This is a genomic window from Bradyrhizobium sp. 139 (assembly GCF_023074175.1).
Classification (GTDB): Bacteria; Pseudomonadota; Alphaproteobacteria; order Rhizobiales; family Xanthobacteraceae; genus Bradyrhizobium.
In genome coordinates this window covers 49,640-67,632 of the sequence record NZ_JADPKS010000174.1, presented here as the reverse complement: position 1 = coordinate 67,632, position 17,993 = coordinate 49,640, and the positions used below count along the sequence as shown (strand labels likewise).

The window sequence follows — 17,993 nt, the reverse complement described above, 5'->3', positions numbered from 1 at the left end:
TCGGGATCAAAGGGCATGACGTCACACGACGAGACACTTCCCACGAAACGAAGTTGGATGGATCGCGTCATCGATACGATCGAATGGATCGCGGCCGGCTTCGTCGGCATTGTCGCGCTCGACATCTTCCTGTCGGTGCTGCTGCGCAACACGCTGAACTATTCGATCCCCGACAGTTTCGACATCGGCCGCATGCTGCTTGGCATTCTCATTTTCTGGGGCATTGCCGCGACCTCCTATCGCGGCACCCACATTACCGTCGACCTGGTCTGGGGCAATGTCGGGCCGCGCCATCAGCGCTGGATCGACGTGTTCGCAACGCTGGTTCTGCTGTTCGTCGTCAGCGTGCAGACCTGGACCTTGTTCGACAAGGTGCGGGGCACCTACAACGACAATGTGCAGACCTTCGACATGCACATGCCGACCTGGCCGTTCTTCGCGATCGCCTGGATCGGCGACGTCTCCGCCGTGCTGCTGATCGCGATCCGCACCTACCGGTTGATCTTCCATCCCGAAGAGATGCACGACCCCAAGCTGAAGGCGACGGAGTAATCATGAGCACCGATGCCGTCGCCGTTCTCGGCTTCGTTTCCCTGTTCGCGTTGATGCTGCTGCGCGTGCCCGTCGGCATGGCCATGGGCCTCGTGGGTGTGTCCGGCTTCTCCTATCTCGTCGGCGCCACGCCGGCGCTGAAGCTGGTTGGCCAGACCTCGATGCGCACGGTCACCGACTACACCTTCGGCGTCATCCCGATGTTCCTGCTGATGGGCTCCTTCGTCAGCAATTCCGGCATGAGCCGCGAGCTGTTCCGCGCCGCCAACGGGTTCGTCGGGCATTTGCGCGGCGGGCTCGGCATCGCCACCGTCGGCGCCTGCGGCGGCTTTGCCGCCATCTGCGGCTCCTCTGTCGCGACCGCAGCGACCTTCTCCGCCGTCGCCTACCCCGAGATGCGCCGCTTCGGCTATCCGCAGTCATTCGCGACGGGCGTGATCGCCGCCGGCGGCACGCTCGGCGCGATGCTGCCGCCCTCAACCGTGCTCGCGGTCTATGGCATCATCACCGAGCAGGACATCGGCAAGCTGTTCATCGCCGGCATCATCCCGGGCATCCTGGCGATGACGATGTACATGATCACGATCTTCCTGATCGGCTATTTCCGCCCGGACTTCCTGCCCAAGGGCAAGGTGCTGCCGTGGCGCGAGCGCTTTGCCGGATTGAAGGAGATCTGGGCGCCGGTGCTGCTGTTCGTGTTCGTGATCGGCGGCCTCTACGGCCTGCCGTTCCTGCCGCGCTTCACCCCCACGGAAGCCGGCGGCGTCGGCGCCGCGGGCGCGTTCATCATCGGCGTGCTGACGGGGCGGCTCGACCGCGAGAAGATTCTGGCGTCGCTGCTCCAGGCCACGCGCACCGCGGCCGCCGTCTTTACCGTGCTGATCGGCGCGCTGATCTTCGGCTATTTCCTCACGGTGACGCAGACGCCGCAGAAGGTCACGGAATTCCTCACGGGTCTCGGCCTCGGACCCTACGGCGTGCTGGCGCTGATCATGGTGATGTATCTCGTGCTCGGCTGCCTGATGGACGCCATGGCGATGATCATTCTCACCGTGCCGATCATCTTCCCCGTCATCACGCATCTGGGCTTCGACCCGATCTGGTTCGGCGTCATCATCGTGATGACGGTCGAGCTCGGCCTGATCCATCCGCCGGTCGGCATGAACGTCTTCGTCATCAAGAGCGTGGTGAAGGACGTCTCCTTCTCCACCATCTTCAAGGGCGTGATCCCGTTCGTGGCGACAGACCTCGTGCGCCTGGTGATCCTGATCGCGTTCCCGCTGCTGGCGACATGGCTGCCGACGCGCATGATGGCGCATTGAGAGGCGAAGCGATGACCACACCGACGCTGGAGACCAAATACGTCTTCACCATCACCGCTGAGATCGGCGACGTCGTCACCGTCGGCGAGACCGGCATCGGCGTCCGCCGGATCATTCCGATCCTCGGCGGCGAGGTAAAGGGCGCAATCACCGGCAAGGTGCTGCCGTTCGGCGCCGACTTCCAGACCATCCGGCCCAACGAGCTGATCGATCTCGAAGCCAGATACGCCTTCCAGACCGACGACGGCGCCACCGTCTATGTCGAGAACAAGGGCATGCGCTTCGGCCTGGTCGAGCTTTTGCAGAAGCTCAAGCGCGGCGAGCCGGTCGATCCAGGACTGATCTATTTCCGCACCGTGCCCCGGTTCGAGACCGGGCATGAGAAGTACCGCTGGCTGATGGAGCACGTCTTCATCGGCTCAGCCGCGCGCCATGCGGATCGCGTGGTGATCGACGTGCATAAGGTGGTGTGAGTCTCGGATTGACAAATCCATGCCTGATGTGTATAAATACACACGATGAATAGCCGGGAAATTGTCTCGGCCCTTCAGAGGGATGGCTGGGTTCAAGTGGCTCAAAAAAGGCAGCCACGTCCAGTTCAAGCACCCGACGAAGACGGGCCGCGTCACGGTCCCTCATCCGAAGCGGGACGTCCCGCTCGGCACCCTGAAGGCTATAGAACGGCAATCCGGCCTGAAGCTGAGGTAAGCGCCATGCGTCATTACATTGGTCTTATTCATAAGGACGCCGACAGCGATTTCGGCGTGTCGTTTCCCGATCTGCCGGGCGTCGTGACCGCAGGGACCACGCTCGACGAAGCGCGCGACATGGCCGAGGAAGCGCTGGCGTTTCATCTCGAAGGCATGGCGGACGACGGAGAGGCGATTCCCAAACCTTCGTCGCTCGAAGAGATCATGTCGGATCCGGAGAACCGCTCAGGCGTCGCCATTCTGGTGTCGGTGAAGGACGAGCAGCCAAAGATCGTGCGCGTCAATGTCACCTTGCCCGGCGACGTCCTGGAGCAGATCGACAAATATGCCGAGGCCCACGGCTACACCCGATCGGGCCTGCTGGCTCAGGCCGCGAAGAAGTTGATGACCGGAACCGTTTGAGGCGTTTGAGCACATTGCGCCAATGCGGCGCTCTAATGCCTTGCATTTGTTCGAAGCCGCCCTCTCCCGCAACTACGACGGGCCCCTCCTTGACTCCCCCAGAATTCGTTATACAACATAACTATTCTGACAAGGACGCAAATGACACAGGGAAACGCCGAGACCGCTGACGCGGGCGCCTCCGGGCTTTTGAGGATCGAGCGGGCGGACCGGATTCTGACCGTGGGCCTGAACCGGCCGGCCAAGCGCAACGCGCTCAACGACGGTATTATCCAGGAAATCGGCGAGTGTTTTTCTTCCCTGCCCGAGGATATTGGCGCGGTCGTCATCCACGGCATCGGCGATCACTTTTCCTCCGGCCTCGACCTCTCCGAGCTTCAGGACCATGACGCCACCGGTGGCCTGCTGCATTCGCAGATGTGGCACCGGGTGTTCGACCGCATCCAGTACAGCCGGGTGCCCGTGATCGCGGCGCTGAAGGGCGCCGTGATCGGCGGCGGGCTGGAGCTTGCCTGCGCCGCCCACATCCGCGTCGCCGAGCCCTCGACCTATTTCGCCCTGCCGGAAGGGCAGCGCGGCATCTTCGTCGGCGGCGGCGGCTCGGTGCGGCTGCCACGGCTGATCGGCGTCGCCAGGATGATGGACATGATGCTGACCGGCCGCGTCTATTCCGCGACCGAAGGCGCCTCCTACGGCTTTGCGCAATATGTCACGGAGGCCGGCAACGGGCTCGGCAAGGCGCTGGAGCTTGCGACCAAGGTCGCCTCCAACGCGCCGCTGACGAACTTCGCCGTGCTGCAGGCGCTGCCGATGATCGCGGAGGCCAATCCGCAGACCGGCCTGTTGATGGAATCGCTGATGGCGACGGTGGCGCAGAGCGACAAGGAGGCAAAACGCAGAATCCGCGAATTCCTCGAGCACAAGACCGCAAAGGTGAAGCCCAAATCATGAGCGCGCAGCCGTCCTCTTCCAGCATCGAGCGCGGCGCGAGCACTTCCCCGCTGCGGCCCATTTCGTTCGGCGATCCCGTCGTCAACATCGAGCGGCGCGACGACGGCACGATTTATCTGCGGCCCAAACAGCCGCTTGGCGACTATCCCGTCCGCATCACCGACCGCCTGCATCACTGGGCCAAGACCACGCCGGACCGCGTCTTCATGGCGGAGCGCGAAGGCGGCCGCGGCTGGCGCAAGATCACCTATGCCGAGTTGCTCATCGCGTCCCGGCACATCGCCTCAAGCCTGATCCGGCGCGGCCTGTCGGCGGAGCGGCCGGTCGTCATCCTCTCAGGCAATTCGATCGATCACGCACTGCTCGCGTTCGGCGCGTTCTATGCCGGCATCCCGTTCTGCCCGGTGTCGGCGGCCTATTCGCTGGTGTCGAAGGATTACGGCAAGCTCTCTTACCTGATGAAGCTGCTGACGCCCGGCCTCGTCTTCGCCGAGGACGCCGACAGGTTCGCGGATGCGCTTTCCGCCAATGTCTCGCTCGGCACCGAGATCGCCGCTTCCTACGGCAAGGTGCCGGGCCGCGACGTCACCTTGCTCGCCGACCTCATGGCGACGCCGATCCGCAGCGATCTGGACGAAGCGCACGGCAAGATCGGTCCGGACACGATCGCAAAATTCCTGCTGACGTCGGGCTCGACCGGCAATCCCAAGGCTGTCATCAACACCCAGCGCATGATCTGCGCCAACCAGGTGATGCTGCGCGAGACGCTCGCCTTCCTCAAGGACGAGCCGCCTGTGATCATCGACTGGCTGCCCTGGAATCACACCTTCGGGGGCAACCACAATATCGGGCTGACGCTCTACAATGGCGGCTCGATGTATCTGGACGCCGGCAAGCCGGTGCCTGGAGGCATCGAGGAGAGCGTGCGCAATCTCCAGGAGATTTCACCGACGGTCTATTTCAACGTGCCCAAGGGCTATGAATCGCTGCTGTCTTATCTGCGCGACGACCAGGGGCTGCGCGCAAAGTTCTTCGACCGGCTGCATGCGATGTTCTTCTCGGGCGCAGCGCTATCGCCATTCGTCTGGAACAGCCTCGACGAGCTCGCCGTGAAGGAAAAGGGCTATCGCGTGCCGATGCTGACCGGCCTCGGCGCAACCGAAACCGCGCCGTTCTTCATGTCGGTCAATCCGCGCACCAGCCGCTCCGGCCATGTCGGGTTGCCGGTATCAGGCAACGACGCCAAGCTGGTGCCGAACAACGGCAAGATGGAAGTGCGCTGCAAGGGGCCGAACGTGATGCCCGGCTACTGGCGCCAGCCCGACATCACCGCAAAATCGTTCGACGAGGAAGGCTTCTACAAGCTCGGCGACGCGCTCAAGCCCGCCGATCCCGACGATCTCAATGCCGGCTTCGATTTCGACGGCCGCATCGGTGAGGACTTCAAACTCGGCAGCGGCACCTGGGTCAGCGTCGGCCCGCTGCGCGCGCGCTTCGTCGCCGCCTGCGCGCCGCTGGTGCGCGATGTCGTCATCGCCGGCATCAACCGCGACGAGATCTCCGCACTCGTGGTGCTCGATCTCGACGGCTGCCGGCTGGTCAACCCGACACTGCCGGCTGACGATCTCGTCGTCGCGACGCGCGACCGGCTGGTGCGTGAAGCCTTCCGCGAGCGCCTGACGCACTTTCTCGCCTCGGCCACCGGCTCCTCGACTCGGATCACGCGCGCGATCCTCATGGATACCCCGCTTTCGATCGACAAGGGCGAAGTCACCGACAAGGGCTCGATCAACCAGCGCGCGGTGCTCGAGCATCGCGGCGTCCTGATCGAGGAGCTCTACGCTGCCAATCTATCGGACCGTGTGATATCGGTCGGCTAAGAAACCACCGCCACAGGAGAACGCCATGTTGTTGAAAGATCAGGCAGCCATCGTCACCGGCGGCGCATCGGGACTGGGTGCGGCGACCGCGCGAAAACTGGCGGCGCAAGGCGCCAGGGTCGCGGTGTGCGACCTCAATGCCAAGCTCGCGGAGGCCGTCGCTGCCGAGATCAACGGCGTCGCCGTGACCTGCGATGTCTCCGATGCCGCCTCGGCTGAGGCCGCGATCGCGCAGGCGACCAAGGCCCACGGCCCGGCGCGCGTGCTGGTCAACTGCGCTGGCATCGGCGTGGCAAAACGCGTCGTCGGCCGCGACGGCCCGATGGCGCTCGCAGATTTCGACAAGGTGATCAAGGTCAACCTCATCGGCACCTTCAACATGCTGCGCCTCGCCGCAACCGAGATGTCCAAGCTCGAGCCGCAGGCGACCGGCGAGCGCGGCGTCATCATCAATACGGCGTCCGTAGCCGCCTATGACGGCCAGATCGGCCAGTCGGCCTACTCGGCCTCAAAGGGCGGCATCGTCGGCATGACGCTGCCGATCGCGCGCGAGCTCGCGCAGTTCGGCGTCCGCGTGCTGACCATCGCGCCCGGCCTGTTCCTCACGCCTCTGCTGGCCAACCTGCCGCAGGAAGCCCAGGACTCGCTCGCCGCCGCAATCCCCTTCCCGCGCCGGCTCGGCCACGCCGACGAGTTCGCCGCGCTAGCGCTGCACATGGTCGAGAATTCGTACCTGAACGGCGAAGTGGTGCGCCTCGACGGCTCGCTGCGCATGGCGCCGAAATAGGGCGCGATGCATGTTCGTGAACCGGCGCGACGTCCAGATCCAGTGGGGCGACTGCGACCCCGCCAACATCGTCTACTACCCGCGCTATTTCGCGATGTTCGACGATTCGACGTCGACCCTGTTCGAGGTCGCCGGGTTCTCCAAGCAGGACCTGGTCCGCAAATACGGCCTGGTGGGCATCCCCATGGTCGACACGCGGGCCAAGTTCTACATCCCCTCGACCTATGGTGACTGGATCACCATCGAAACGAAGATCGAGAGCATCAAGCGCTCGAGCTTCGAGGTGAAGCACAACGTCTACAAGGGCGAGGCGCTGGCCATTGAGGGTTTTGAGACGCGCGTCCTGGTCGGCCGCGATCCCGTTAACCCCGACAAGCTGAAATCGGCACCGTTCCCGGCGGAAATGGTAGCCAAATTCACGGGGAGTTAAGTCTGGAGCTAAATCGCCGCATCGCCAAAAGACGGGGCTGAATTCACGTTCGATTTCTGCTTTCAAAGAAACACATAAAGGGAGGAATAGATGAAACGCTTCTACCTGACCGCCGCGATCGCCGCGGCCACGCTTGCGCTTCCGGCGCTGCCGGCGTTGGCCCAGACCAGCGAAGTCACCATCGGCATCACCACCACCACGACCGGCCCGGGCGCGGCGCTCGGCATTCCCGAGCGCAACGCGCTGGAATTCGTGCCGAAGGAGATCGGCGGCGTGCCGCTGAAGGTGATCGTGCTCGATGACGGCGGCGACCCTACCACGGCGACCACTAACGCCCGCCGCTTCGTCACCGAATCCAAGGCCGACATCATCATGGGCTCGGCGCTGACGCCGCCGACCATCGCGGTCTCCAACGTCGCCAACGAAGCCGGCATTCCGCATTTCGGCCTCGCGCCGTTCCCGATCACGCCGGAGCGCATGAAGTGGTCGGTGGCGATGCCGCAGCCGATCCCGATCGTGGGCAAGGTGCTGTACGACCACATGAAGGCCAAGGGCGTGAAGACCGTCGGCTATATCGGCTATTCCGACTCCTATGGCGACCTCTGGTTCAACGACCTGAAGGCGCAGACCGGACCGATGGGCATGACCATCGCCGATGAGGAGCGCTTCGCCCGCCCCGACACCTCAGTCACCGGACAGGTGCTCAAGCTCGTCGCCGCCAATCCCGACGCGATCCTGGTCGGTGCCTCCGGCACCGCGGCCGCGCTGCCGCAGACCGAACTGCGCGAACGCGGCTATCAGGGCCTGATCTACCAGACCCATGGCGCGGCCAGCATGGACTTCATCCGCATCGCCGGCAAAGCGGCGGAAGGCGTGCTGATGGCCTCGGGCCCGGTGATGGACCCGGAGGATCAGCCGGACGAGGCCGCGACCAAGAAGCCGGGCCTCGCGCTCAACGCCGCCTATGAAGGCAAGTACGGCCCGAACAGCCGCAGCCAGTTCGCCGGCCATTCCTACGATGCATTCGAGATCCTGAAGCGCATCATTCCCGCGGCGCTCAAGACGGCCAAGCCGGGCACGCCGGAATTCCGCGAAGCGATCCGCCAGGCCTTGCTGTCGGAGAAGGAGCTGGCGGCAAGCCAGGGCGTGTACAATTTCACCGAAAAGGACCGCTACGGCCTCGACGAGCGCTCGCGCATCCTGCTCACGGTGAAGAACGGCAAGTACGCGCTGGTGAAATGAGCACGGAAAAAACTTGGAGATGACGAGAGCCGGCCCATAGGGCCGGCTCTTTTGTTTTGCTCACGGGTGAGCTGCCGCAATTGCAACAGGTGGTCATGCCCGGGCTTGTCCCGGGCATCCACGTTCTCCGTGCCGCACGGCAAGGCGTGGATGGCCGGGACAAGCCCGGCCATGACGATGTCGAAGCTCAGTGCCCCAAGCATGACCAACGGATTGACGCTACGCCGCCTGCCGCAGCGGGGTCCAGGCGAACTCCGGATAGTAATTGTCCATCATCCGATCGACATAGGCGGTGAGGTTCGCAAATCCCTCGGCGCGCTGGCGCAGTCCGGATTCGAAGAACGGTGTCAAAATCCCGGCGAGCGCGCCGAAGGCGGTGGCATCGACGCCGCAGGGCTTGTTGCCCATCAGATAGGCCTTGTCGCCGAGCTGCACCGAGAGTGCGAACAGCGAACGCACCGCGAGATCGACGTCGTCATCGGGCGCGTGGCGGCCGAGGCCGGAGAGCAGATAATTCTCGGCGACACGGAATTGCGCATCCTCGCGCAACTTTTCACGATTGTGCTCCGGCGCGCCATCGAAGAAATGCGCAGGACCCTTGGCGAAGTTGACCGAATCGACCCAGCGCGCCCCGACCAGCGCCCAATAAACGTGATGCTCGATCATGCGCTCGAACGCCCAGGCCTGCGCACGCTCGGCCAGCGACAGGCCGGCGTCGAAATCGAAACCATAGCGGCGCTCGACATGGGCGCGGATGAAGGTGGAATCGGCCACCGCCTCGCCGCCATCGTCGATGAATGGCAGCTGCCCCTTGGGCGAGGCCGGCGGCATCGCCCGCTCCTTCCGGTAGGGCAGTCCCGCCATCTTGAGCTGCACCTCGGTCTTGGTGACGAAGGGACTGATTTCCGGCAGGCCGAAGCCGGTGCCGAAGCCGTAAAGCGTGATCATGAGAGCTCTCCTGAACGACCGAAAGAGTTGACGGAACCTAGCGCCGGGCTGCTGCCACCATGGTGGCAGCAGCCGTGATATCTTCTGCAAAGCGGGCCCCTCGCCAGGCGCGGCCCACGAAATGGCGGACCAGTCCGTCCGCGGCCTGGGCCAGCGAGCGTGTCACCATGGTCGCGAGCGCAACGCGGAGGTCGATGACGGTGAGATCGAAAAACATCAGGCGGCCGAGGGCCCAGGAGCACAACAAGGCGTGCAGCGAGGCCTGCGCCCGCCACAGCGGACCGGCCGGGCCGAGATGGGTCGGAATGATCATGGACAAATCCCCTTCAGTCGATGTGTTGTCCCGGTATAGAACTCCCCTGCTGCCAACATCCTGTCAGCATCCACGCGCCGTTTTCTGACCCGCCCCCGATAAGAGAATTGTCATGAGACGCGCCGACCGGCTGTTTCAGATCATCCAGGTGCTGAGGCGCACGCGTAAGCCGCTGACGGCGGACGCCATCGCGGCCGAGCTCGAAACCTCGAAGCGCACAATCTACCGCGACATTGCAACCTTGATGGGCCAGCGCGTGCCGATCCGCGGTGAAGCCGGCATGGGCTACATCCTGGAAAAGGGATTTGACCTGCCGCCTTTGATGCTGACACCGGATGAGATCGAGGCGGCGGTGCTGGGCGCGCAATGGGTCGCGGGTCATGCCGACTCCGCGCTGGCGCGCGCGGCTGAAGATTTGATGGCCAAGATCGCCGACACCGTGCCCGAGCGCCTGCGTCCCTTCGTGCTGGAGCCCGCGAGCCGCGCGCGGCCGAGCTGGAACAGGGAACCGGACCGCCTGGACATGGTGCGCACGCGCACCCAGATCCACGAAGGCAAGAAGATCATGCTGCGCTATCGCGACGAGCAGGGTCGCCCGAGCGAGCGCATGATCTGGCCGATCTCGGTCGGCTATCTCGAAGCCGTGCGCCTGCTCGCGGCTTGGTGCGAGCTGCGCAGCGACTTCCGCAGCTTCCGCACCGACCGCGTGGTGGAAGCGACCTATCTCGACGAGAGATATCCAGAGCGGCGCGACGTGCTGCGTGCGAGATGGCGGCAGAGCCTGGTCTGGGGCCCGCCAAAGGATACGTGAGCGTGATGGAAGAGACCTCCCCCATCGATCTGTCGAGCTGTTGCCAGAGCTGCGGCGCCTGCTGTGGCTATTCGGAGAACTGGCCGCGCTTCTCGATCGAGAGCGACGAGGAGCTTGCTGCGATCCCGGAAACGCTCGTCAACGCGCGTCAATCCGGCATGCGCTGCGAGAACGATCGCTGTTCGGCGTTGCAGGGAGAGATCGGCAAGGCGACCGCGTGCGGCATCTATGCGGTGCGGCCGGAGGTGTGCCGCACATGCATGCCGGGCGACGCCGAATGCGCGATGGCACGGCGGAAGTTCGGGCTTCCGGCGATAGAGGCCGTTTAAGCCGGGACGGCTTCGCTGATCTCGTCGTCGACCTCGTCCTCAAGCGGTGCAAGCACCGAGAGCGGCTTGGTCGACAGTGTGATCGGCTTGCGTCCGCCGGACAGCGACGGTGACGACTTGACCGTGCCTTGGCGCGACAGCGCGTAGAGCGTCGAGCCGACGCGGCCACCGTTTTCGATCAGGTCACGCTCGTTGCAACTGGCTGCGATCGCGACCGCCAGCGAATGCAGATGGCTGCGGCGATAGCAGAACAGCGCCAACCTGGCGCGTGCGTCAGGGGAAACACTTTCAACCAGTCTCGGCAGGCCACTCTCGCTGGCGCGATACATCTCGCCAAGGAGTTCGTCGCGGACCGGGCAGAAATCGCTTTCATAGGTGGCGCGGCTTGAAAACATTGCAGTTCTCCCTCGACGCCGAAGATGCAGCGCAATTCTCTAATGAAAGGTTAACCACGCCGCCCGGTAGTCACCCGGGGTCCTTTGCGCCCTGGCCGCGAATCGGAGGGGACGGCAGGAGTCTCCCTGCGGTCATCCTTCGAGACGCCCGCCTTCGGCGGGCCCTCAGGATGAGGATCTGGTTCGCGGTGAAATCGCGGGGGTGACCTCATGGTGAGGAGCGCCGCCCTACGGCGCGTCTCGAACCATGAAGCCAAGCACGCGACCAGGCGCCTCAGTTCGCCGCCATGAAGATGGAAAGACCGAAGCCGGTCAAATGGTGCAGCGCCTGGTCGACGCCGATCAGGGTCCAGAACCAGGGATGCGCCAGGTCGACACCGAAATTGGCGGAGACGAGGCCCTTGGCCCGGTCGACCGTGATGTGGATCACGAAGTCGATGAACGCGACGAACCAGAATCGCGGCGCCACGATCAGGATCAGCGGCAGCGCAACCGCAAGGTGGATCAGGCAATGCACCAGAAGCGGCAAAGCCCAGCCATGCTTCTGGTCCTTGCCTTGCGCCATCCAGGCGGTCTGGAGAACGAAATCGGCGATGATGTGCTTGAAGGTGAGCAGCAGCATCCAGCCAATGAGCGCTTCGACCGGAATCGCCGATGACATGGGTGGAAACGACAAAGCTGACGCCCTCATTGACGTGACAGGAAAAATTGGAGCGTTCAGCGCAGCTTCTTCTTGGACCGGTCAAATCGCCGGAACGTGTGATTTATGACAGCTCCCGCGACGGAATGCAGCCGGGGGGAACTGGAAAATCGTCAACTGTGGCTAACTGGTGATAGGATGACCAATCGCCGCGGGCCGGATCGAGTAAGGTTACCTTCGGCTCGAAATTTGCATCCCGGTATCGGCGCGCTATCATTGAAGGTAGAAAATATCGTTCTTTTTTCAGACGTTTAGGCATTGCAGGACGCCCGCCGCGATCAGCTCGCGAGCCGTCCGCCACCCAAGAACAAGGCCAGCGTGCCGCCATGCGTACTGAAGGCCCGACCTCGTCACCGACCGAGCCACCGCCGCGGCGCCCCAAGGTGATCAAGACCAATCAGCAGCAGGTCTTTCTCTACGTCGTGCTGACCCTGCTCCTGTCGCTCGCCACCGTCTGGGGCGGCCGCACGCTGGTACACAGCTCGGAGACGCTGACCTTTGCCGTCGGCGCCCCCAACAGCGACGAAGCGCTGTTCGCGGCCAAGCTCGCCACTGTCCTGAAGAACAACGTCTCGCGATTCCGGATCAAGGTCGTCAACAACGCAGACAACGCCAAGGCGCTCGCACAGTTCGACCGCAAGCAGGCCGATCTCGCCATCCTGCGCACCGACGCCAAGGTGCCACTGCGGGCGCGTACGGTCGCGATCCTCGAGCACGACCTCGTGCTCCTGCTCGGTCCCGGCAACAAGAAGATCAAATCGCTTGCCGAACTGAAGAAGAAGAAGGTCGCGGTCGTGGCCGAGAACGAATCCGCGCTCGCCTTCGTGCGCAGCATTCTCGATATTCCCGACGGATCAGAAGCCGCAGCAAAGATCCAGATGGCGCCGCAGGGCGCAACGCTCGACAAGCTGTTTGCGCCGGCGAGCGGCTTTGGCGCGGTGATCGCCATCGTCCACGCATCCAGGGCTATCAGGGACAAGGCCTATGAGCAGCTCGCCAAACGCGGTGGCTTCACGCTGAACGCGATCGACGAGGCAAAGGCGCTGGCGCGCAGGATTCCCGGCATTTCCAGCGAGACCCTAACCGCAGGCATGCTGTCGGCATCGCCGGAAATTCCCGACGACGACCTCGACACGATCGGGCTCGAATGGCTGCTGGTTGCGCAATCCAGGATGTCGCCGACCACGGCGGGCGAACTCGCGCGTACAGTCTACGAGAACAAATCCGCGCTCGGGCTCGACAACGGCTTTGCCAGCAGAATCGAGCCCGCCTCCGTCGAGAAGGACGCCTACGTGATGGCGCACCAGGGGGCGGCCGACTACATCAACGACGACACCAAGTCGTTCATGGATAAGTACAGCGACCTGATGTATCTGGGCGCCGCCGCGCTCAGCGTCATCGGCTCGATCTTCGCCGCGATCTACGCCAAGATCACCCGGATCGCGCCGGAGAAGGCCAGCGAGCTCTCCACCGCAATCCTCGACGTCGGCGAGCGCATCGAGCACGCCCACTCGCTGGATCAGCTCGAATGTCTCCAGGACGAGCTCGAGGGCATCTTGCGCGGTGCCGTCATAGGACTCAGGGACGGTACGATCAGCACCGACGGGCTCGACACCTTCAAGCTCGGCTACGAGTTCGTCCGCGACGAGATCGGGATGCGCCGCGACTACCTCAAGCGCCACGCCGGCGAGGCCGAGAAAGCGGCTCGCGACGCCGGCCCTGCCCAGCAGGACGACAGCAATGTCGTGGTGGTGAAGACAGCCCAGAGTGCCTGACCCATCGATTTGATGGTCTTGCAATGTCGCGTTGCCGACATTTCCCGGGAATCCCTGGGCTGAATTCGGGAACCGTCCCGGTCCACAACCGTTGGCTCCCGGATACAACCGGAGAACGCGCCATGCGTACGCTCCTCATCATAGTCCTGCTGGGAATGCTGATTGCGGCCGGATATTTCGCCTATTCCGCAATAGCGGTCGAGGGCGAGCCGATCCCGACGGAAGGCTATGTGGCATTGGGGCTTGGGGCGGGATTTTCCATTCTTGTCGGCGTTGGTTTGATGGTGCTGCTGTTCTTCAGCAGTCGCCGCGGCTACGACGAGCCGCCACATTTCAGGTAGCAGCTCGCCCGTCGGCTGCTGCACCGGGGCTCTTTAGTCCCTCTTCCACGATATTTGCAGGCAGCCGCCCCCGTCGTTGACGACCTTGGCCCGGGCAGGCACTTTGGCACCAAGGTTCCAGCCGGGACCGTAAGCCAAAACCGAGCCGCCTTCCCGCATGTCCAAGCCGCTGATCCCCGCTCTGGCCCAGTTCGTGGCCGCCACGGCCGGCCGCAACATGACCAGGGCAGCTTATGTTGCTGTTGGCGTCGGCGTGCTCAGCATGGTGGTGCTGACGGTCAACCAAGCTTATGAGACGACGCACCGCTGGGTCGACGCCCTGCTGTGGGCCTGCCTCGTCTATTTCGTGTTCGAATGGGTGGTCCGGCTGCGCCACATGGCACGGGATGGGCGTCTTTCGCTCTACATGTCCTCCTCCGCCGGGCTGGTCGATGCGATCGGAGCGGCCGCCGTGCCGGTCGCGCTGATGCTCGGCGTCGAGCCGAAGACGGCATGGCTGCTTAGCGTGCTCTGGGTGTTGAAGGTGGTGCCGGGCATTCCGGGCCTGCGGCAGCTCCGCCGCGTGCTGGTGCTGGAATCGGGGCCGCTGGTGAGCGTGCTCGTGATCTTCCTGATGGTGGTCTTCCTGGCCTCGGTTGCCGAATATTTCCTGGAACGGGACGTGCAGCCCCAGACCTTCGGCAGCGTGCCGGCCGCGCTGTGGTGGGCGGTGGTGACCCTGACGACCACGGGCTATGGCGACGTCGTGCCGGTGACGCCGCTCGGGCGCGTGGTGGCGGCGATGGTGATGATCTCCGGCCTCGGCGTGTTCGGACTCTGGACCGGTATTTTGGCGACCGGCTTTGCCGCCGAGACCCGGCGCGACAATTTCCTCAAGACCTGGGAATCCGTCAGCAAGGTGCCGTTCTTCGCAGCTCTTGGGCCTTCGGCCATCGCCGACGTCACCCACATGCTGCGGACCATGGAGCTGCCGGCGCGCACCATGATCATCCGCAAGGGCGCGCAGGGCGACTGCATGTATTTCATCGCCGCCGGCGAGGTCGAGGTGGACCTGCCCGGCAAGAAGGTGCAGCTCGGCGAGGGCGCCTTCTTCGGCGAGATGGCGCTGCTCGGCAACAACAAGCGCGGCGCCAATGTCTCGACCACGAAGGTGTCGCGGCTGCTGGTGCTCGACCTCGTCGATTTCCGCGTGCTGATGGCGCGCCATCCCGATCTCGCCGAGACCATCGATGCCGAAGCAAAGCGGCGCACGCTCGAAAACAAGTAAATGGAGACAAGAATGTCGGACACAGCCGGCGCAGCCACTGGCCCCCTGCTCGAACTCGACGGCGCACGCGCCACCATCCGGCTCAACCGGCCAAAACATCTCAACCGGCTCCAGGCAGAGGATCTCGGCGAACTGATAAAACTGTTCGACCGGGTCGAGGCCGATCCTGATATCCGCGTGCTAGTGCTGACCGGCACCGGACGCGCCTTCTCCGCGGGCTATGACCTCAACTCGGTTGCCGAGCGCGCGGCGAGCGCGAGCGAGCAGCAAAGCGCCGGCTCGGCGTTCGAAGTGGTCGTCAACCGGTTGGAAGATTTGGGCGTGCCGACGATCTGCCGGCTCAACGGCGGCGTCTATGGCGGCTCGACCGACCTTGCGCTGGCCTGCGATTTCCGCATCGGCGTCGACACCGCCGAGATGTTCATGCCGGCGGCGCGGCTCGGGCTGCATTACTACAGGAGCGGCATCAAACGCTACGCGACACGGCTCGGCGTCGACAATGCGAAGAAGCTGTTTCTCACGGCACAGAAGATCATCGCGCCGGAAATGCTGCGGATCGGCTATCTCACCGCCATGGTGCCGGAGGAAGCTCTCGACGAGGAGGTCGACAAGCTTGCTGGCGTCCTCGCCGGCAACGCGCCGCAGGCAATGCGCGGCATGAAGCGCGCCATCAACGAGTTCGCCCGCGGCGAGCTCGACGAGCAAGCCGCCGACCAGCGCCACCGCGACAGCATGCGCGGCGACGAGATCAAGGAAGGCATCAAGGCATTCGCGGAAAAGCGGCCGCCGAGGTTTTGAGGGGGAGCGGCATCAGCCTCGCTGTCGTCCCGGACAAGCGCGCCTTAAGCGCGCGCAGATCCGGGACCCATAACCACAGGGAGTGGTTATGACAAAAGGCGGTAACCACGAGTCTTCGCAAAACTCTTCCCTGTGGTTATGGGTCCCGGGTCTGCGCTGACGCTTGCCCGGGACGACACGGAGTATGTGGCGACCGCTCACCCGCCAGCAGCCGCAGCATGCCGCGCCGCCATCTCATCATCCGCGGCATTGATGCGCTGGAACGCCGGCCGCGAGGTCATGCGTTCGGCATAACGGACGAAGACATCCTTCTTCGGCACGATGCCGAACATCATCGTCCAGCTGAACGCGACACCCCACAGGACATCCGCCGCCGTCATACGCTCGCCGAGCAGATACGGCCCCTTCGCCAATTGCGCCTCGAGCGCGCCCAGCATGGTGTCGTAATCGGCATAGGGCGACTGCGTGATCGGCGCCGGCTCGCGCTGCATGAACTTGTCAATCAGGGCCGGCTCGAAGGATGACCCGTAATAGGTGATCCAGCGCAAATAGGGGCCGCGCAGTGGATCGTTCAGCGCGGGCGTGAGGCCGGCCTGCGGGAAGAGATCGGCGAGATAGATGGTGATGGCGACCTGCTCGGTCACCAGCGCCTCGCCGTGGCGGATCGCCGGCACCTTGCCCAGCGGATTGATGGCGAGATAGGCCGGCTGGCGCTGCTCGCCGGCTTTCATGTTGAGAACGTGGAGATCGTAGGGCGCGCCAAGCTCCTCCAGCAGCACCCGCGTGCCGGTGGCGCGCGTCTGCGGCGAATAATACAGCGTGATGCGGTTCGGATCGGTCATGGCAGTCTCCATCTGGCGGCTGGCGATGGTGCGTCTAGTAGCAGACCATACCTGACATCTTGTGTCAGATATGGTCTAAGGGATCATGCGCGCGAGCCGGATGCTGTCCATCCTCACCACCCTCCAGGCCAGAGGGCAGGTCACCGCGCCTGAGCTCGCCGAGGCCTGCGAGGTGTCGGTGCGCACGATCTACCGCGACATCGACGCGCTCGCGGCCTCCGGCGTTCCCGTCTACGCCGACCGCGGGGCGGAGGGCGGATATCGCCTGCTCGATGGTTATCGCGTGCGTTTGAACGGCTTGTCGCAGAGCGAGGCGGGGGCGCTGTTCCTGACGGGATTGCCGGGCCCGGCGGCGGCGCTCGGACTCGATGCCGCGATGATCGCCGCGCAGAACAAGCTGATGGCGGCGCTGCCCGTCCACCTGCGCCAGGATGCCAGCCGGATGCAGGAGCGTTTCCACCTGGACGCACCAGGCTGGTTCGGCGAGGCGGAAGAACCAAAACATTTGCGCACAATTGCCGGCGCAGCCTTGCGCGGAACGCTGATCAAAATCCGTTACCGGAGCTGGCGCGCGGAGAAGCAGCGCCGCGTCGCACCGCTCGGACTCGTGCTGAAGGGCGGCAGCTGGTATCTCGCCGGCGAGGTCGACGGCAGTGTGCGCACCTATCGTGTCGCGCGCGTGCTGGATTGCACGGCGCTCGACGACCGCTTCGATCGTCCGTCGGAGTTCGATCTCGCCGCCTATTGGCAGGCTGCGACGCTTCGCCTCGAAGCCGAGATGCATCCCAATGTCGCGATCGTCAGGCTCTCGCCATTCGGCGTCAAGCTGCTCGAGGCACTGAGCCAGCCTTACGTCAGGGCGCGCACACAGCTTGACGAGACCGCCGATGAAGACGGCTGGCGCATCGCCAGAGTGCCGACCGGCAAGACGTCATGGCATGCTGCGGCCGAATTGTTGCGGCTTGGGCCCGAAGCCGAAGTGCTGGAGCCCGCCGACCTCCGCGAGAAGATGGCGGAGCTGACGCAGGCAACGGCTGCGCGCTACCGCACAGCGGCGCGGAAAGCCTGACAGCGGCGCGTCTTGCCGCGCCCCACGAAACAATCCTGAAACACGATTCCCGCCGCGCGCCGTGAACGCATTCGCGCCTCGGCCCGACCGAGAAGCAGGGACACAACAACGGCTTCGCGCCACACTGGA

21 protein-coding genes and 1 pseudogene are annotated in these 17,993 nt (G+C 64.2%); 17 read left to right on the top strand and 5 right to left on the bottom strand.

Annotated elements, in window-relative coordinates; all coding sequences use genetic code 11:
- Window positions 1–15 precede the first annotated feature (15 nt).
- The 10 genes and pseudogenes from IVA80_RS37160 (at window position 16) to IVA80_RS37115 (ending at window position 8,276) form a co-directional block, all read left to right on the top strand.
- Window positions 16–552 carry a TRAP transporter small permease gene (locus tag IVA80_RS37160; protein ID WP_247440076.1) on the top strand — a complete coding sequence of 179 codons (537 nt, stop codon included), beginning with the start codon at window positions 16–18 and terminating at the stop codon, window positions 550–552.
- A gap of 2 nt (window positions 553–554) precedes the next feature.
- Complete coding sequence (locus tag IVA80_RS37155; protein WP_247440075.1) at window positions 555–1,874, top strand: TRAP transporter permease; 1,320 nt, start codon at window positions 555–557, stop codon at window positions 1,872–1,874.
- 11 nt (window positions 1,875–1,885) lie between these two features.
- On the top strand, window positions 1,886–2,347 hold the full coding sequence (locus IVA80_RS37150; protein ID WP_247440074.1) for a DUF3237 domain-containing protein: 462 nt from the start codon (window positions 1,886–1,888) through the stop codon (window positions 2,345–2,347).
- A 45-nt stretch (window positions 2,348–2,392) separates the two neighbouring features.
- Window positions 2,393–2,582 (top strand): annotated as a pseudogene (locus tag IVA80_RS37145) (type II toxin-antitoxin system HicA family toxin).
- A gap of 5 nt (window positions 2,583–2,587) precedes the next feature.
- The gene (locus IVA80_RS37140; protein WP_247440073.1) at window positions 2,588–2,986 is read left to right on the top strand and encodes a type II toxin-antitoxin system HicB family antitoxin; all 399 of its coding nucleotides are present in this window, start codon (window positions 2,588–2,590) and stop codon (window positions 2,984–2,986) included.
- A gap of 141 nt (window positions 2,987–3,127) precedes the next feature.
- A complete protein-coding gene (locus tag IVA80_RS37135; protein WP_247440072.1) occupies window positions 3,128–3,937 on the top strand; it encodes a crotonase/enoyl-CoA hydratase family protein in 810 nt (269 codons plus the stop codon).
- Entirely contained in the window at window positions 3,934–5,817 is a 1,884-nt protein-coding gene (locus IVA80_RS37130) for a feruloyl-CoA synthase (RefSeq protein WP_247440071.1), read from the top strand. The genes IVA80_RS37135 and IVA80_RS37130 overlap by 4 nt, the downstream gene beginning before the upstream one ends.
- A 25-nt stretch (window positions 5,818–5,842) precedes the next feature.
- Window positions 5,843–6,604 carry an SDR family NAD(P)-dependent oxidoreductase gene (locus tag IVA80_RS37125; protein WP_247440070.1) on the top strand — a complete coding sequence of 254 codons (762 nt, stop codon included), beginning with the start codon at window positions 5,843–5,845 and terminating at the stop codon, window positions 6,602–6,604.
- Between the two features lie 10 nt (window positions 6,605–6,614).
- Complete coding sequence (locus IVA80_RS37120; RefSeq protein ID WP_157330573.1) at window positions 6,615–7,034, top strand: thioesterase family protein; 420 nt, start codon at window positions 6,615–6,617, stop codon at window positions 7,032–7,034.
- Between the two features lie 90 nt (window positions 7,035–7,124).
- A complete protein-coding gene (locus IVA80_RS37115; RefSeq protein WP_247440069.1) occupies window positions 7,125–8,276 on the top strand; it encodes an ABC transporter substrate-binding protein in 1,152 nt (383 codons plus the stop codon).
- Between the two features lie 219 nt (window positions 8,277–8,495).
- Here the strand turns inward: IVA80_RS37115 and IVA80_RS37110 are convergent, their stop codons facing one another.
- Both IVA80_RS37110 and IVA80_RS37105 read right to left on the bottom strand, forming a co-directional pair.
- Window positions 8,496–9,224, bottom strand: coding sequence for a glutathione S-transferase family protein (locus IVA80_RS37110; protein WP_247440068.1), 729 nt, complete (start codon window positions 9,222–9,224; stop codon window positions 8,496–8,498).
- Between the two features lie 37 nt (window positions 9,225–9,261).
- On the bottom strand, window positions 9,262–9,537 hold the full coding sequence (locus tag IVA80_RS37105) for a hypothetical protein (protein WP_247440067.1): 276 nt from the start codon (window positions 9,535–9,537) through the stop codon (window positions 9,262–9,264).
- A gap of 112 nt (window positions 9,538–9,649) precedes the next feature.
- On the opposite strand from IVA80_RS37105, the gene IVA80_RS37100 reads away from it, so the two are divergent.
- Both IVA80_RS37100 and IVA80_RS37095 read left to right on the top strand, forming a co-directional pair.
- A complete protein-coding gene (locus tag IVA80_RS37100; RefSeq protein ID WP_247440066.1) occupies window positions 9,650–10,348 on the top strand; it encodes a YafY family protein in 699 nt (232 codons plus the stop codon).
- 5 nt (window positions 10,349–10,353) lie between these two features.
- Window positions 10,354–10,677 (top strand): YkgJ family cysteine cluster protein, encoded by a 324-nt coding sequence (locus IVA80_RS37095; RefSeq protein WP_247440065.1) that lies wholly within the window; start codon window positions 10,354–10,356, stop codon window positions 10,675–10,677.
- Here IVA80_RS37095 and IVA80_RS37090 read toward each other — a convergent pair.
- Window positions 10,674–11,072 carry a hypothetical protein gene (locus IVA80_RS37090; protein ID WP_247440064.1) on the bottom strand — a complete coding sequence of 133 codons (399 nt, stop codon included), beginning with the start codon at window positions 11,070–11,072 and terminating at the stop codon, window positions 10,674–10,676. The genes IVA80_RS37095 and IVA80_RS37090 overlap by 4 nt on opposite strands.
- 274 nt (window positions 11,073–11,346) lie before the next feature.
- A complete protein-coding gene (locus IVA80_RS37085; protein ID WP_247440166.1) occupies window positions 11,347–11,694 on the bottom strand; it encodes a DUF3307 domain-containing protein in 348 nt (115 codons plus the stop codon).
- Window positions 11,695–12,098: 404 nt separating this feature from the next.
- On the opposite strand from IVA80_RS37085, the gene IVA80_RS37080 reads away from it, so the two are divergent.
- The 4 genes from IVA80_RS37080 (at window position 12,099) to IVA80_RS37065 (ending at window position 15,953) form a co-directional block, all read left to right on the top strand.
- Window positions 12,099–13,547, top strand: a complete 1,449-nt coding sequence (locus IVA80_RS37080; protein WP_247440063.1) for a TAXI family TRAP transporter solute-binding subunit — start codon at window positions 12,099–12,101, stop codon at window positions 13,545–13,547.
- A gap of 122 nt (window positions 13,548–13,669) precedes the next feature.
- Window positions 13,670–13,888 (top strand): hypothetical protein, encoded by a 219-nt coding sequence (locus IVA80_RS37075; protein ID WP_247440062.1) that lies wholly within the window; start codon window positions 13,670–13,672, stop codon window positions 13,886–13,888.
- Between the two features lie 157 nt (window positions 13,889–14,045).
- The gene (locus IVA80_RS37070; RefSeq protein ID WP_247440061.1) at window positions 14,046–15,155 is read left to right on the top strand and encodes a cyclic nucleotide-gated ion channel; all 1,110 of its coding nucleotides are present in this window, start codon (window positions 14,046–14,048) and stop codon (window positions 15,153–15,155) included.
- Between the two features lie 12 nt (window positions 15,156–15,167).
- Window positions 15,168–15,953: an enoyl-CoA hydratase/isomerase family protein gene (locus IVA80_RS37065; RefSeq protein ID WP_247440060.1), complete on the top strand. Its 786-nt coding sequence runs from the start codon at window positions 15,168–15,170 to the stop codon at window positions 15,951–15,953.
- 197 nt (window positions 15,954–16,150) lie between these two features.
- Here IVA80_RS37065 and IVA80_RS37060 read toward each other — a convergent pair whose 3' ends face one another.
- Window positions 16,151–16,795 carry a glutathione S-transferase family protein gene (locus IVA80_RS37060; protein WP_247440059.1) on the bottom strand — a complete coding sequence of 215 codons (645 nt, stop codon included), beginning with the start codon at window positions 16,793–16,795 and terminating at the stop codon, window positions 16,151–16,153.
- Window positions 16,796–16,880: 85 nt separating this feature from the next.
- On the opposite strand from IVA80_RS37060, the gene IVA80_RS37055 reads away from it, so the two are divergent.
- On the top strand, window positions 16,881–17,864 hold the full coding sequence (locus IVA80_RS37055; protein WP_247440058.1) for a YafY family protein: 984 nt from the start codon (window positions 16,881–16,883) through the stop codon (window positions 17,862–17,864).
- Window positions 17,865–17,993 lie beyond the last annotated feature (129 nt).

What these genes read in the sequence shown, in the direction of transcription:
- IVA80_RS37160 (WP_247440076.1), top strand. Translation starts at nt 16, where the DNA reads ATGACGTCACACGACGAGACACTTCCCACGAAACGAAGTTGGATGGAT.
- IVA80_RS37155 (WP_247440075.1), top strand. Translation starts at nt 555, where the DNA reads ATGAGCACCGATGCCGTCGCCGTTCTCGGCTTCGTTTCCCTGTTCGCG.
- IVA80_RS37150 (WP_247440074.1), top strand. Translation starts at nt 1,886, where the DNA reads ATGACCACACCGACGCTGGAGACCAAATACGTCTTCACCATCACCGCT.
- IVA80_RS37140 (WP_247440073.1), top strand. Translation starts at nt 2,588, where the DNA reads ATGCGTCATTACATTGGTCTTATTCATAAGGACGCCGACAGCGATTTC.
- IVA80_RS37135 (WP_247440072.1), top strand. Translation starts at nt 3,128, where the DNA reads ATGACACAGGGAAACGCCGAGACCGCTGACGCGGGCGCCTCCGGGCTT.
- IVA80_RS37130 (WP_247440071.1), top strand. Translation starts at nt 3,934, where the DNA reads ATGAGCGCGCAGCCGTCCTCTTCCAGCATCGAGCGCGGCGCGAGCACT.
- IVA80_RS37125 (WP_247440070.1), top strand. Translation starts at nt 5,843, where the DNA reads ATGTTGTTGAAAGATCAGGCAGCCATCGTCACCGGCGGCGCATCGGGA.
- IVA80_RS37120 (WP_157330573.1), top strand. Translation starts at nt 6,615, where the DNA reads ATGTTCGTGAACCGGCGCGACGTCCAGATCCAGTGGGGCGACTGCGAC.
- IVA80_RS37115 (WP_247440069.1), top strand. Translation starts at nt 7,125, where the DNA reads ATGAAACGCTTCTACCTGACCGCCGCGATCGCCGCGGCCACGCTTGCG.
- IVA80_RS37110 (WP_247440068.1), bottom strand. Translation starts at nt 9,224, where the DNA reads ATGATCACGCTTTACGGCTTCGGCACCGGCTTCGGCCTGCCGGAAATC.
- IVA80_RS37105 (WP_247440067.1), bottom strand. Translation starts at nt 9,537, where the DNA reads ATGATCATTCCGACCCATCTCGGCCCGGCCGGTCCGCTGTGGCGGGCG.
- IVA80_RS37100 (WP_247440066.1), top strand. Translation starts at nt 9,650, where the DNA reads ATGAGACGCGCCGACCGGCTGTTTCAGATCATCCAGGTGCTGAGGCGC.
- IVA80_RS37095 (WP_247440065.1), top strand. Translation starts at nt 10,354, where the DNA reads ATGGAAGAGACCTCCCCCATCGATCTGTCGAGCTGTTGCCAGAGCTGC.
- IVA80_RS37090 (WP_247440064.1), bottom strand. Translation starts at nt 11,072, where the DNA reads ATGTTTTCAAGCCGCGCCACCTATGAAAGCGATTTCTGCCCGGTCCGC.
- IVA80_RS37085 (WP_247440166.1), bottom strand. Translation starts at nt 11,694, where the DNA reads ATGCTGCTGCTCACCTTCAAGCACATCATCGCCGATTTCGTTCTCCAG.
- IVA80_RS37080 (WP_247440063.1), top strand. Translation starts at nt 12,099, where the DNA reads ATGCGTACTGAAGGCCCGACCTCGTCACCGACCGAGCCACCGCCGCGG.
- IVA80_RS37075 (WP_247440062.1), top strand. Translation starts at nt 13,670, where the DNA reads ATGCGTACGCTCCTCATCATAGTCCTGCTGGGAATGCTGATTGCGGCC.
- IVA80_RS37070 (WP_247440061.1), top strand. Translation starts at nt 14,046, where the DNA reads ATGTCCAAGCCGCTGATCCCCGCTCTGGCCCAGTTCGTGGCCGCCACG.
- IVA80_RS37065 (WP_247440060.1), top strand. Translation starts at nt 15,168, where the DNA reads ATGTCGGACACAGCCGGCGCAGCCACTGGCCCCCTGCTCGAACTCGAC.
- IVA80_RS37060 (WP_247440059.1), bottom strand. Translation starts at nt 16,795, where the DNA reads ATGACCGATCCGAACCGCATCACGCTGTATTATTCGCCGCAGACGCGC.
- IVA80_RS37055 (WP_247440058.1), top strand. Translation starts at nt 16,881, where the DNA reads ATGCGCGCGAGCCGGATGCTGTCCATCCTCACCACCCTCCAGGCCAGA.